Consider the following 13,765-nt stretch of genomic DNA (forward strand, 5'->3'; position numbering starts at 1 on the left):
GATGCCGAGATTGCTAATATGGGTGCTGCACAGCAGCAACTTAATTTTACGCAATCAACCCGTACCTTAAACCAAGTAGTTGAGCGCCATTATCAAGCTGCGCCACAAATTATGAATAACCCTTGGTTACAACAACGCAGCAAGTTTTTTAACAAAGCGCGCCAAACCGTAAACTAAACTATACAATCAACTTAATAAAAAAGGCCGTTTCAGGCCTTTTTTATTGCCTGAAAAACACTGAAATTTACCATTAAATACATATAGATAGATATAAAAAAGGATGGCATCTTTTAGTCAACCTAGTGACTTGCTCATTGCCGTTGATAGTGCAATTGCTGAAATTAAAATCATTGTCCCATTTAATTTACAAAAGGGGCTTTGGCTAAATAGTGCGGGGATCTTCCCCTTATTGAGATTCTGGTTAATCATCCGCTCATTACAGAACAATAATTCTTTTTTAGCGCAGTGCTTATAATTGCGGGAGTAATGACAATGAGCGAAGTAAATAATCCATTAGGCCTAATGGGCATTGAATTCACTGAATACGCAACACCAGATGCAGATTACATGGACAAAGTGTTTACTGATTTTGGCTTCTCAAAGCTAAAAAAATTCAAAGGTAAAGACATTGTTTACTACAACCAACATGACATTCATTTCTTACTAAACAATGAACGTGAAGGTTTCTCTGCTGAATTTGCTAAAAGCCACGGCCCGGCAATCTGTTCTATGGGTTGGCGTGTAGAGAATGCACAAAAAGCATTCGAAGTTGCTGTTGAGCGCGGTGCAAAACCTGCAACAGATTCAACTCACAAAAACTTACCATACCCTGCTATTTACGGTATCGGCGACAGCTTAATTTATTTCATCGAGCAATTTGGCGACAAAGGGTCTATCTATGAGTCAGATTTTGAAGATTTAAACGAGCAAAACATTGTTGAAGACAAAGGCTTCATCCGTATCGACCATTTAACCAATAACGTTTATAAAGGCACGATGGAAACATGGGCTAACTTCTATAAAGACGTATTTGGTTTTACTGAAGTTCGTTACTTCGACATTAAAGGTCAAAAAACAGCGTTATTATCTTACGCACTTAAATCTCCGTGCGGTACTTTCTCTATTCCAATCAACGAAGGTAAAGATAACAATAATAACCAAATCGATGAGTACTTAAATGAGTACAATGGTCCGGGTGTACAGCATTTAGCATTCCTAACGAATGACCTTGTAAGCTCACTTGATAAGCTTGACCAATCAACGATTGCGACGCTTGATATCATCCCTGAGTACTACGACACTATTTTTGACCGTGTGCCTTGGGTTAAAGAAGATAAAGAGAAGATCCGTAAGCATCAGATCCTAGTAGATAGCCAAAGCGAAAATTGTTACCTACTACAAATCTTCTCGAAGAACCTATTCGGTCCTATCTTTATCGAGATGATCCAACGTGTAGATGACGGCGGTTTCGGTGAAGGTAACTTCCAAGCGCTGTTCGAATCAATCGAACGTGATCAAGAGCGTCGTGGTGTAATCTAAATCATCATAATGAATAAAAAGCAGCGTTATTCACACGCTGCTTTTTGTCGTTTTAAATTCTGTTTTAAACTAACTGTTTAAATTGCGTTGATTGCCTCCATATAGATAACTAATAAATCAGCGCGAACCAATAAGGAAAGAGTATGAGCCTAATTAACGAAACCCACGATATTAATCTGAAAAGCTGGGTTGCATCTGCTAACGAAGCGAACTGTGACTTCCCAATTCAAAATCTTCCGTTTGCAGAAGTACGTCGTAAAAATTCAGACGAAGCGTTCCGTGGCGCTGTCGCAATTGGTGATCAAGTTATCGACTTAGCAAAAGTAAATGAACTTGATTTATTCTCTGGTGATGCACAGGTTGCCGTTAAAGCAGCAAGCCAAACTACACTCAATGAATTTATGGGTCTTGGTCAGCAATATTGGTCTGCACTTCGCCTAGCGTTATCGAAAGCATTGCGTGAAGGTGCGAGTGAGCAAGCGCAATTAAGCGAAGCGCTTATCGCTCAGGCAGACATCGAATTTGCGCTACCGTGCCGTATTGGTGATTACACTGACTTTTATACTTCTATTTACCACGCAACAGCGGTAGGTAGTCTATTTCGTCCTGATAACCCACTTCTACCTAACTATAAATGGGTACCTATTGGTTATCACGGCCGCTCTTCGTCAATTGATGTTTCTGGTCAAACGTTCCACCGTCCTAACGGTCAAACTAAAGCGCCAGATGCAGAAGTCCCTTCATTCGGCCCTTGTAAACGTCTAGACTACGAACTTGAGTTAGGCATTTACCTTGGTAAAGGTAATGAATTAGGCGATGCAATTGCCATTGAAAATGCTGAAAACCACGTATTTGGGTTCTGTGTATTTAATGACTGGTCTGCACGTGATTTACAAGCGTGGGAATACCAGCCTCTTGGTCCATTCCTTGCGAAGAATTTCGCTTCGACAGTATCTCCTTGGATTGTTACGACAGAAGCACTAGCACCATTTAGAACAAACTGGACACGTGACGAGAACGATCCACAACCAATGGACTATTTAGATTCAGCTCATAACCGTGAGTTTGGTGCATTCGATATCAAAATGGATGTACAAATCGAAACTGAAAAGATGCGTGCAGCTGGTGAAGCGCCAACACAGGTATCTAAATCAAGCTTCAAGCACTCTTACTGGACAGTTGCGCAAATGGTCGCTCACCACACAGTTAATGGCTGTAACTTCCAACCGGGCGATATGTTAGGTTCGGGCACGCAATCAGGTCCTGAGCACGAAGAAGCCGGTTCATTACTAGAGCTATCTCGCGGTGGTAAAGAAAAGATCACTCTAGCGAATGGCGAGCAACGTACTTTCTTAGAAGACGGCGATAACGTAATTATGCGTGGTTGGTGTGAAAAAGACGGTTTTGCACGCATTGGCTTTGGTTCAGTCGAAGGTACGGTGCTACCTGCCAAATAAAAATAACTCGCTATTTTTATTTCCAGAACAACGATTAAGGGCATTTTTTGCCCTTTTTATTTGCCTTTTCTCAATTGAGTTACAATTTTTTTCTGGCTTTTTTAAATCAGATTGCTATCTTAACTCGGTTATTAGTTAAATTTTGTACGCCATGTTAGTTAAACTTAAGTCTTTTTATCGCACGTTTTTTCCAGCTAGACAGCTGTTGATCCGTCAAAATGGCGAAGTAAAGCACTTAGTATTAGCCCCTTGGTTACAATTAACTACACTCCTAGTCATTTTAACTGCCATTGTTTGGCTAAGTATTTCGACACTCCAGATCATGTCACAAGCTGACCAAATCATCAGCATTGAACAAAATCAACTAAGCAAACAACAACAGTGGCAACAACAGCGCTTCCAGCAACAAGCGGCCTATGAAAAACAGTTAGAGCAACTGGCAATTCTTGAGCAAAAACAAGCACTATTGCAAAGCATGATTGAGTCGCTACCTGAGTCAATGAACAAACCTGCACTGCCAACCGACGCAGAGCCATTGCTTTTACCTGCTCAAGAGCACGCTGAAGAGTTTCACGCTCCATTAGAAGATGAACAGCAACCAAAACAAGTTAAACACATAGAAAGCATTTCTGAGCGCATAGCTCGTCTTGATGCCGCTTATAACAACAGCTTTGTTGTATTAGATCAGCAAATCAAACTTCGTCACCAAGAAATAGTTGCCATGTTAGAAAGCGCAGGCCTTGATAGCAGCCTTGCCAATACGACTGTGCTTGAAAGCTCAGACACAGCTCAAGGTGGCCCGTTAGACTTATTTGACGAGTCAAAAATTCCGGCTGAGTTTTTAGCGATTGCCGATAACCTTTTAGCGTTGAATAACTTAGAAAATTTACTCAGTGAATTACCGCAAACACTCCCTGCTGCTGATTACTATATATCAAGTAGTTTTGGCCTTCGTAAAGATCCAATGAATGGCCGCCGTGCTTTTCATAAAGGGGTTGATTTAGCAGGCTGGCATAAAACCGAAATTTTTGCTCCCGCTGATGGCACCGTTTTACGTGCAGGTCGTAATGGCGGTTATGGCAACTTTATCGAACTTCAACACAAAAATGGCTTCGTTACTCGCTTCGGCCACCTTAATAAAATTAAGGTTAAAAAAGGCCAAACAGTGACTAAAGACGATGTTATTGGTTTAATGGGTAGTACTGGCCGTAGTACCAGCACTCACCTACATTACGAAGTTTTAGTGAATGGCAAACATGTCAACCCAGTTAAAATAACAAAGGCGCTTTCTCGTGTTCGGTAAAAAAAAGCAACCAGCAGCTAGTTCGTCTGGCTCAACATTAAAAAGAACCAACCATACTCCTTCAATTATTTCTGAAGACGTGCGTTTAACAGGTAGCCTTACTAGCCAAGGTGAAGTTCAGCTTGATGGTCGAATCGATGGTGATTTGCATGTTAAACACCTAGTGATTGGTCACACTGGCATGATTGAAGGCGTGATTGAGGCAGATAGCGTAACTGTGAAAGGTAAAATCTTCGGATCACTTATTGCTAATCAAGTGATCATTGAAAGCACTGCAGAAGTCCATGGTGATGTATTTCATGACACCCTGAGTATCGAAGCGGGGGCAATCATTGAAGGCAGCTTAAAACATCGTCATGAAGAAGATAATGTGGCGCCTATTAAGCCTGAAGAACAAACGAGTTCTTCAATACTGGCTGATGATGACAACGACTTGTCGTTTGTAAATAAACAAGCCGCTGATAAGTCTTAACGTTTTTTAGCGGTTACATACATTGTGATATCCGCGGTGAAAACCAGTTCATCGCGGCTGTTATACACCTCTACGGGTACCAGCAAGTCTTGCTTTTCTAACCACTCACTCGGCACGTCTATCTGTGCAACAGCACGCATATCTGTGTCAATTTTTGCTAAATAATTCACTGTCATGCCTTTTGGGATCCAGCGATGTGTTTTTGCCGGCACAGTTGCATCAACCATCAAGCCAGCGCATAGCTCAGCAACATTACATTGTGCAATTGCATGGATGGTACCAATGTGATTATGGATTGCTCGGCGATTTTTAACAGTTGCGCTGCAATGCCCAGCAGTTAAATCTGTGATCAATGGCTTTATTGAACCAAAGTAAGGGGCTTTAAAGCACACGGCTTTACTAAACAACCAGTTACCCTTCGGCAGTGACAGGCATTTAGTCCAAATTTTTAATAATGATGATTGTGAGCTCACGACGTTTATCCATTATTTTTATGATGTGAGATAAAAAGCTAACACATCAGACCAGATAGCGAAATGGAAAATTTTTGTTAGCAGTTTTAATGATTACGTATGTATTACACTTTTAGCCAAGTGAACGCTTTTCTTTTTCTTTAGGGGCACATAAAATACCGTTTTAAAGGAGAGCGAATGCAGTCACGCCAGCACAAAAACCTCAGCTTACTATTTATTCTTGGCCTTCTGGTTATCTTTAGCCCGTTAGCAATTGATATTTACTTACCCGCTTTTCCGACCATTGCAGAACAATTCAGCGCTTCAGAAAAGCAAATTCAGCAAACCGTCGCTATTTTTATGCTTACCGTTGGGCTTGGACAGCTCATTGCAGGGCCATTAGCAGATAAATTTGGTCGTAAGCCTGTGGCAATCACCGGTGTGACAATTTATGGTTTAGCGGCTTTTGGCGCGTATCTGGCACCTGATTTTACAAGCCTGATGATTGCAAGAGCACTGCAAGGTTTGGGGGCCTGTGCCACATTTGTAGTAGCGTTTGCCATTGTAAGAGATAGATTTGGTAGTGAACGTAGCGGCCAAATCATTACTTATCTTAATGGTATCGTCTGCTTTATCCCTGCCCTCGCGCCAATTTTAGGTGCTTGGCTCACAGTACAGTTTGGCTGGCGCATGAACTTTTTATTCATGGCTGTATTTGCACTCATTGGTTTATTCATAACCTTGTTAATGTATAAAGAAACCCGCCCTGCAGATAGTGTATATAATGGTCATATTCTTGACCTGCGCCGTTTTATGCCAATTATCAGCACGCCGTTATTTTTATTCCATAGCTTAATTTGCTTGGTAACTATGTCGGCTATTTTAGTATTCGTTACGTTAGCACCTGGCTGGCTTATTACTGAATTAGATGGCAGTGTGACCGACTTCACTTTTTGGTTTACTTGTAATGCAGTGTTGAGCATTGTTGCAAGCTTTATTATGCCACTGTATATCAAACGCCAACCTAAGCGCGCGTTAAAAGCAGGGCTCTTGTTGCTTGTAATCGCTGGTGCCTTAATGTTGGCCTTTAGCCAACAACGTACTGCGCTTGCGTTGATGTTTCCGATGTTTATTGCTGCGTTTGGTTTTGCACTGACACTTGGCTCATCAGCAGGCCGTGCATTAAGTTTGTTTCCTAAACAAGCAGGCACCGCTTCAGCACTTATTGGCTTAATGCAAATGAGTGGTGCAAGCTTATTAGTGTTCATAACGCAATTCTTAAATTTAACAACACCAGTATTAATTGCTGTGCACTTTTTAATGCTCATCCCATTTACCTACTTACTGTTCAAACATAAGCACTTGTCATAAATCTGCGGGCATTGATTGCCCGCTTTTTCTTTTTCTAGAAGCTTGTTAAAATCAACTACCTAGCTTTTTATCTTTGTGCCGATGATCAATCCAGAATTTCTACTGTCGTTTTTAGGCGCCAGCTTTTTAATTGCCGTAGCCCCCGGCCCTTCTAATGCATTTTTAATGGCACAAACCTTTGCCAATGGCCGTAAAGCCGGAATGCAAAGTGCCTTTGGCTTTGCCCTAGGTGGTGTGGTGCATACTTTTTTTGCGGTGGTGGGTTTAACAGCAATTTTAAAAGCGTCGACTCTTGCCTATACCACAGTTCAGTATTTAGGTGCGGCGTACCTGTGCTATTTGGGCGTAATGACGCTAAAAGACACCTTTACACAGCCTGAGTCAGAGTGCGAAGAAAAGCCCCATGTAAGTACCAGTAAAAAGCAAAATGTGATGTTTCAAGCAATGATGACCGAGGTACTTAATCCAAAAGTCGCTCTATTCTTTATTGCGTTTATTCCGCAGTTCGTCGATCCGAGCTTATCTTCAACGACCTTTCAGCTCGCTTTTTTTGGTTTACTTTACCCGCTTTTTGCTTTTCCAATCGACTGCACGTATATTTATTTCGGCGATAAGATAGCCAGTTATTTTCGTGAGCACCCACAAACCCAAATTTGGATTGATCGGATCACGGGGCTGGTGTTTATTGCACTAGCAATTAACCTATTGATATAAGAGCACTTATGGAACAAAAACAACAAGCCTTACCAGCCAAAAAGAATATTGCCCTCGTAGCCCATGATGGTAAAAAAGCAGCCCTACAGGCGTGGTGTGAAAAGCACCAAGACATTTTAAGTAAGCACACGCTATACGGTACGGGCACAACAGGTCATTTAATCGAGCGTACAACAGGGCTTGAAGTAATTAAGCTGCTAAGCGGCCCTATGGGTGGCGATCAACAACTTGGTGCTAAAATTGCTGAACATGAAGTGCACATGCTGGTGTTTTTCTGGGATCCACTTGCATCGCAGCCACACGACCCAGATGTAAAAGCATTACTGCGTTTAGCTGCGGTTTGGAATATTCCTGTTGCCTGTAATGAAGTCAGTGCCGATATGCTATTAAGCTCACCTATGATGGAAACGACGCTTTGCCGCACGTTGCCAGATTACGAAAAATACCTCGCAACGCGCCAAGTGACTCTTTAGTTCTATAAGTCGATATATCAAAGTGGGGGCTATTAGCTATAAAGCTTGTGCGCCCACTTAGTTAAACCTGCAGTAACACTACCAAAGTGATCCCCGTTCAGCATATTTATATCGCCTAAATGGGATTTTAACGCGGCCTTGATCAGCGGTGATTGCGCGCTACCGCCCGTTAAGTAAATGACATCAGGCGTTGTGCCAGCTTCTTGAATCGCTTGTTTAGCTAAGCTCACTATCTGGCTTATTGAGTCATCAACAGCTAAAGCTAGATCTTTTAGCGTTAAGCACTGCGTTAAGTCTGAATCTAAGAAGCGCAAATCTGTAGTAAATTCATTCGCTGACGAGAGCGCAATTTTTGCCGCTTCACCTTGCTGCACTAATTGGTGACCTTGCTTATTTTGCTGCAATTGAATTAAGCGTTTAAAAAGCGCAGGCTCTTTAACTTCACGAAGTTGAGTCAGTAACTCGCGATGATGGGCATCGCTATAAAACTGGCTTTGCAGATTTACATCATTGATTTTACAGGCTTGCCAAAACGGTTGATTCGGCAGTGGAAGACCCGATTTAAACTCAGTGCCTAAACCTAGTAATGGCATTAAACCATGAAAGCTCAGCGCAATATCTAAATCATTTCCACCTACACGCTTACCACTGTGAGCTAAAAAGTCATTGTCACGGCATTGCTTATCACGAAAGCTCGGCCCCATTTGTACAAATGAGCAATCGCTAGTACCCCCGCCAATATCGACAACCAACACTTTTTGGTCTTGCTGCAATGAGGTTTCATAATCAATGCCCGCCGCTAATGGTTCATATAAAAACGACACCTCTTTAAAGCCTGCGCGTTTTGCTGCTCGCTCTAATATGCCGAGCGCTTGTTGATTAGACTCTTCACCACCGACTGATTGAAAGTTTACCGGTCGTCCAATTACCGTTTCTGTTAATGTGTCTTGCAATGATTGCTCGGCGCGTTGTTTAATTTTTAAAATCATCGCCGTGGCAATGTCTTCAAAGAAGTTTATTTGCCCTTGCTTTAAGCCTACTGCACCAAAGAATGACTTAGGCGATTTTACAAAGTAACCTTCTTCAGGAAATTGCACATACTCGCTAATTGCTTCGCGACCTATAAATAAGGTCTCATCACCAGCTTGAATATCGAGGTCAGATTTAATACGAGGAATGGTATTTAAAAGCGCTTGTCGCTCAGTTTTAAAATCGTGCTCAAATGGGCTACCCGTAAGGTGTTTTGTCACAAAATCGACAACTAATGCACTGTGATGAGTATAAAGTGTTGAGGGTAAATATTGCTTGCCCTGCTCAAGCGGCACTAAAGAGACTTGTTGCTCGTTATTCATTACACCGATTGCACAATTTGAGCTACCGTAATCAAAGCCTGCAAACATTCTAACACCTATACATCAATAAAAAGGCCGCGAAATTTACCATAGTCGCAGCCGTTTTTGAATGACGCTATGGCGTTTCATGTAAAAAGCTTGCAAAACGTGGTAGCCCATTCTTAGTAAAGCCATGATATTTGTAGGTAATAGTACTACCTATCGCTGGGGGCGATGATCTTTGTTGATCGGTAAACCCCGAGCCAATTTTAAACTCGGTACCATCACTGCTGCGCACCTTGAGTGCACCAAGCATATTTTTATACTTACCCTTTCCTGCGATATAACCGATTACAACCGCTTCAGCGTCAAAATAAGGCTTTAACTTTAGCAATGCATCACTTCGCCCTGCACTATGCTTTGCAGCTGCTAGATGCAGCATGACGCCCTCAGCTCCTTGTGCGATTAGTTTATCCATAAACAAACTAAGTTGCTTGTTATCATTAAAGTGCATTTGCGCAACGGCTTTAATATGCTCACTTTGCAGCTGGTTTACTAACCTTGTGTAGTTTTCATAACGTTGACTAAATGGCGTTGTCGCATCCGGCATATCAAATATCATGTAATTGACGGTTTGCCATTCTGATTCTACAGGTGTGACTTTTCGAACGATCCCGCTCACATTGGCAAAATCTTGGTGCTTAGTCCAAAGCTCTCCATCAAGCCAAACACCTGGCAGTGGATCTGTGAACCACTTGGGGGCATAAATTGGGTTACCATTTCTGGTTACTAATTGACTCCCTGTCCAAATAGCTCGAACGCCATCATATTTTTCACTAACTAAATAGTCAGATACATTTACCTTTTCGGCTTGATAGACGTTTGCTAAAAGGACTGAAGGAGCTTGTTGCGCTTCGGCTGAAAAGCCTATAAATAAAGTGATTGCGCACAAAAGCGCACGAGTGAATTTAACCATCATTGCTTCCTTGCAAATTTGTGAGTATTAACTGGCTCTGGCTTTGACTACTTAACAAAAGCAGCTTAGCAATAGTCAGCTAATTATAGTTTAGTTTGTAGCCATTTGAAAAATTCGTTCAAATCAGCAAATACACCCGCGGCTTTACTAAAATCATGCTCTAACGTGAAATGATTCGGCACCGCATACACAGCAACACCGGCATTGCTTGCTGCAGTGACACCGGTAAAGGTATCTTCGACAGCTACAGCCTCATTAGCCTTTATATCTAGCGTATCTAGAGCTAGTTGATAAGGGTCACCAGCAGGTTTAGGATTATTAACATCATCTTTGGTAACCACACAGTCAAACCAATCGAAAATGTCATAGCCTTTTAAAATAGGATAGGCTTCATCTTTTGCACTACCTGTTACTAATGCCATTTTTAAACCACTGGCTTTGACTTGCTCAAGCACCGCTTTTGCATGTGGCATAAAGGCGGGCAAATTAGTTCTAACAAAACGGCCAAATGCAGCGTACTTATCATCCGTTTACTGTTCTGGGCTGATAGTAAGCCCATAATTTTTCACAACCTCTTTAGCGGCTTCAAGTGTTGGTCTTCCTGAGAAGCGCTGACAAAACGTAGCTTCATCATACTGCACGCCAAAAGGAGCTAACAAGTCATTCCAAATATTAAAATGCACACTTTCAGAGTCAACCAAGGTGCCATCCATATCAAACAATACTGCTTTTAAAGTCATCCTCATTCCTTCAAAGTAAAAAGGTGCCATAGGCACCTTTAAATATGATTATTCAGTTAAGCCCGCAGGTGGCTCAGCAAACGCTTCCTCGCCTGTTTCTACATCAACCAGCTCGTAGCCGCGTTGCTTTCTTACCACTTTTAAAATCGGCTTAGAAAACGCTGTTTTTAAACGTTCTGCATCTGCTTCAAGTTCTTCGACTGTATTACCAAATGGTGCTGCACCAGTTTCTGACCAGTTAGTCACTTTACCATTTAAGTTATATTCAACTTCATGAATTTGATATTGTGCCGCTTCCTCTTTTGTTGCTTCACAAAAAATTACACGGTAGTTCCAAAATCCAGCCATAGTTTTTCTCTTTCTCTTCAATTAATCCTGCCACTTTAGCAGTTACCAATGCGATTATAAACGAAAAAACCCGCTATACAGCGGGTTTAATAGGACTTATTATTTCAGCTTAGAAGAAGCTTACTTTGAACTCAGCACCGATGTAACGCTCTTCGTTCACCATTGCTGTGTTGTTATTAAAGTCGATAGCACCGATTGATTGTTGCTCGTCGAACATGTTACGAACGAATGCTGATACTTCATATTCGTTGTCACCTTCAGCCCAAACATAACCTGCACGTAAACCTACTTCAGTTAATGGCTTGCCTTCAAACTCAACTGATTCGTATAAGAAGTAGTTGATTTCGCTACGGTAAGACACGTCAGCGTAAGTGAAGAATTCACCGTCAGCTACTTCGCGGCTATAACGTAATGTAAGGTTAGAGATCCACTCAGGTGCGTGCGGTAAGCTGTTACCATCAAGGATAGCTTGACCTGCGCTGTTTAAAGAGTTTGTTACAGTACACTGCGCACACACGTCAACGGCTAGGTCTTTATCGTCAAGCTCAGTGTTGTTATAGCTTAAGTTAAATGTAGCGTTTAGGTTGTCAGTTAATACCCACTCAGTGTCTAACTCAAAACCGTAACCAGTTGTCTTATCGGCATTAACTAAACGGTTGAAGTTTGCACCACCACCTACAGCTGTTAATTGTTGGTCATCCATTGTGTAGTAGAACACAGTTGCGTTTACACGACCTTGGCCGTCAAGTACGTCTGATTTGATACCTGTTTCGAAAGACGTCACAGTTTCAGACTCAGCAACAGTTACTTCATCACCGAATAAAATACGACCTTGGATACTTGGTGCACGGAAGCTGTTAGCAACACGCGCGTACCAGTTTACGTCGTCATTGATCTTGTAGTTAGCAGATAAATCCCAGCTAACGTGATCGTCACTTGGGTTTTCTGTTAGGAATAACGCACCGCCACCTGCTGGGCTTAGAGTACGGTTTGCAGAGAACTCTTTTTCGTCATCTGAGTAACGTAGACCTGCAGTGATTTTTAAGTCGTCAGTGATTGTGTAATCTAATGAACCGAATACCGCCCATGCTTTTGTATCTTGCTGCTGGATAACATAGCCGTTTAACTCACCTGGTGTTGAACCATAAGTGTCGTAGCTGAAGTTTTCGATTGTTAGCGCTTCATCAAAGTAGAAAACACCTACTTGGAAGTTTACGTCGCCAGCATAGTTGCTAGATAAACGAAGTTCTTGCGTGTATTGGTCTTGATCTGGAATACCGTCAGCACTTTCAGAATAGAACGGGATAAAACCTGGGCCCATATCTGGTAAGTAGCTTGCACCGTAACCACCGTCGATGTCAGCGCGAGAATAGATTTCAGCGCTTTCCCATGCAGAGATTGACGTAAGAGTTAAATCGTTGATATCCCACTCAAGCTTTAAGCTTGCGCCTTGAGATTCAACTTGCTGTGTCGCACGAGAAGCAGCATCGTGGTAAACCACATCATGCTCGTAGTTATCAGCTAAATCGTTTGTGCCTGCTTTAATAGCGTTACCACGGAATGCGATTGGCGTACCGTCCATATCACGAACGTGGTAGTTGAAAAGACCAGTGAAATCGTCACCTTCATATAAGAACTGAACACGTGCCGCTTTTTCAGTGTAACCACCTAATACGTCATCTTGTTCAAAACCCGGTGCACGGTTATCGATGTAATCGTCTTTTTCTTGCCAAAGTACAGAAACACGCGTTGATAAACGGTCTGTTAAGCCACCGCCAACAGCACCTTCAAAATCAACTGCGCCACGGCTACCGTAAGATACTGAGCCATAGCCTTCAAATTCTTGTGATGGCTTAACTGTATCAAATTTAACAAGGCCAGCCGGTGTGTTACGACCGAACAAAGTACCTTGTGGGCCACGTAGAACTTCTACACGTGCTACGTCAAATACAGGGAAACCTTTTAAGATTGCGTTCTCTTGAACAACTTCGTCTACAACTAACGAAACTGGTTGAGAAGCATTTAGGTCAAAGTCAGTGTTACCTAGACCACGAACATAAAAGCGTGGGAAAGAACGACCAAACGAAGATTCGATTGATAAACTTGGGATCTTCGCATTCATGAAACGAATATCCATACCAGCTGAGCTGTAAGCATCTAAGCTGTCACCTTGTAATGCAGATACAGCTACAGGTACTTCCTGTGCGTTTTCTACACGTTTACGAGCGGTGATTTGAATAACTTCTAGTTGGTTGTTTTTTGCTGCTGGCGCTTCGTCGGCAGCAAGAGTTGAAAATGAAGTACCTGCTACGGCAGAGAACAACGTTGCATTGATAAGTGTTGCTAACGTAGATCTTTTCATTGCTTTCATGTCGGGTTTTAACCTTTTTTATGCACTCTTATTCAACGGTGATGATGTTGCGTCAATTCATTTGACGGGCTCGGCCAATTTTTCGCGCCTTGTAATAAGCTGCGCGGACCTCTAGTTCGAGAGTGCAAAACGAAGTAAAGAGGCTGAACGAACGCTGACGATTATAACACTTTATGACACTTTTACTGCATTAAAAATTAGAAATATACAAATTTTTT

Annotated in this window: 12 protein-coding genes and 1 pseudogene; 7 read left to right on the top strand and 6 right to left on the bottom strand. The window is 42.1% G+C overall.

Going from position 1 to position 13,765, the window contains the following annotated elements; translation table 11 throughout:
• Nucleotides 1-492: 492 nt before the first annotated feature.
• The 4 genes from hppD to HUS62_RS08635 all read left to right on the top strand — a co-directional run bounded on the left by hppD (nucleotide 493) and on the right by HUS62_RS08635 (nucleotide 4,771).
• Entirely contained in the window at nucleotides 493-1,539 is a 1,047-nt protein-coding gene (gene hppD, locus HUS62_RS08620; protein ID WP_054551780.1) for a 4-hydroxyphenylpyruvate dioxygenase, read from the top strand.
• Between the two features lie 143 nt (nucleotides 1,540-1,682).
• On the top strand, nucleotides 1,683-2,996 hold the full coding sequence (gene fahA, locus HUS62_RS08625) for a fumarylacetoacetase (protein WP_175079183.1): 1,314 nt from the start codon (nucleotides 1,683-1,685) through the stop codon (nucleotides 2,994-2,996).
• Between the two features lie 151 nt (nucleotides 2,997-3,147).
• The gene (locus HUS62_RS08630; RefSeq protein WP_175079184.1) at nucleotides 3,148-4,299 is read left to right on the top strand and encodes a M23 family metallopeptidase; all 1,152 of its coding nucleotides are present in this window, start codon (nucleotides 3,148-3,150) and stop codon (nucleotides 4,297-4,299) included.
• Nucleotides 4,289-4,771 carry a polymer-forming cytoskeletal protein gene (locus HUS62_RS08635; protein WP_175079185.1) on the top strand — a complete coding sequence of 161 codons (483 nt, stop codon included), beginning with the start codon at nucleotides 4,289-4,291 and terminating at the stop codon, nucleotides 4,769-4,771. Before HUS62_RS08630 ends, HUS62_RS08635 begins: the two co-directional genes overlap by 11 nt.
• Here the strand turns inward: HUS62_RS08635 and HUS62_RS08640 are convergent.
• Nucleotides 4,768-5,244 (bottom strand): hotdog fold domain-containing protein, encoded by a 477-nt coding sequence (locus HUS62_RS08640; RefSeq protein ID WP_175079186.1) that lies wholly within the window; start codon nucleotides 5,242-5,244, stop codon nucleotides 4,768-4,770. The two genes, HUS62_RS08635 and HUS62_RS08640, sit on opposite strands and share 4 nt — an antisense overlap.
• Before the next feature lie 177 nt (nucleotides 5,245-5,421).
• Between HUS62_RS08640 and HUS62_RS08645 the strand changes: the two genes are divergently transcribed.
• The 3 genes from HUS62_RS08645 (at nucleotide 5,422) to HUS62_RS08655 (ending at nucleotide 7,781) form a co-directional block, all read left to right on the top strand.
• Nucleotides 5,422-6,594 (top strand): multidrug effflux MFS transporter, encoded by a 1,173-nt coding sequence (locus HUS62_RS08645; protein WP_175079187.1) that lies wholly within the window; start codon nucleotides 5,422-5,424, stop codon nucleotides 6,592-6,594.
• Nucleotides 6,595-6,675: 81 nt separating this feature from the next.
• Entirely contained in the window at nucleotides 6,676-7,308 is a 633-nt protein-coding gene (locus HUS62_RS08650) for a LysE family translocator (RefSeq protein ID WP_175079188.1), read from the top strand.
• An 8-nt stretch (nucleotides 7,309-7,316) separates the two neighbouring features.
• Nucleotides 7,317-7,781, top strand: coding sequence for a methylglyoxal synthase (locus HUS62_RS08655; protein WP_175079189.1), 465 nt, complete (start codon nucleotides 7,317-7,319; stop codon nucleotides 7,779-7,781).
• Nucleotides 7,782-7,813: 32 nt separating this feature from the next.
• Here HUS62_RS08655 and yegD read toward each other — a convergent pair whose 3' ends face one another.
• The 5 genes and pseudogenes from yegD to HUS62_RS08680 form a co-directional block, all read right to left on the bottom strand.
• Nucleotides 7,814-9,181: a molecular chaperone gene (gene yegD / locus HUS62_RS08660; RefSeq protein ID WP_175079190.1), complete on the bottom strand. Its 1,368-nt coding sequence runs from the start codon at nucleotides 9,179-9,181 to the stop codon at nucleotides 7,814-7,816.
• A gap of 67 nt (nucleotides 9,182-9,248) precedes the next feature.
• Nucleotides 9,249-10,088 (bottom strand): DNA ligase, encoded by an 840-nt coding sequence (locus HUS62_RS08665; protein ID WP_175079254.1) that lies wholly within the window; start codon nucleotides 10,086-10,088, stop codon nucleotides 9,249-9,251.
• Between the two features lie 83 nt (nucleotides 10,089-10,171).
• Nucleotides 10,172-10,828, bottom strand: a pseudogene (locus HUS62_RS08670) (HAD family hydrolase).
• 48 nt (nucleotides 10,829-10,876) lie between these two features.
• Complete coding sequence (locus HUS62_RS08675) at nucleotides 10,877-11,176, bottom strand: hypothetical protein (protein ID WP_175079191.1); 300 nt, start codon at nucleotides 11,174-11,176, stop codon at nucleotides 10,877-10,879.
• 109 nt (nucleotides 11,177-11,285) lie between these two features.
• Nucleotides 11,286-13,547, bottom strand: coding sequence for a TonB-dependent receptor (locus tag HUS62_RS08680; RefSeq protein ID WP_175079192.1), 2,262 nt, complete (start codon nucleotides 13,545-13,547; stop codon nucleotides 11,286-11,288).
• Nucleotides 13,548-13,765: the final 218 nt, after the last annotated feature.

The organism is Pseudoalteromonas sp. 0303, assembly GCF_013349995.1.
Taxonomy (GTDB): domain Bacteria; phylum Pseudomonadota; class Gammaproteobacteria; order Enterobacterales; family Alteromonadaceae; genus Pseudoalteromonas.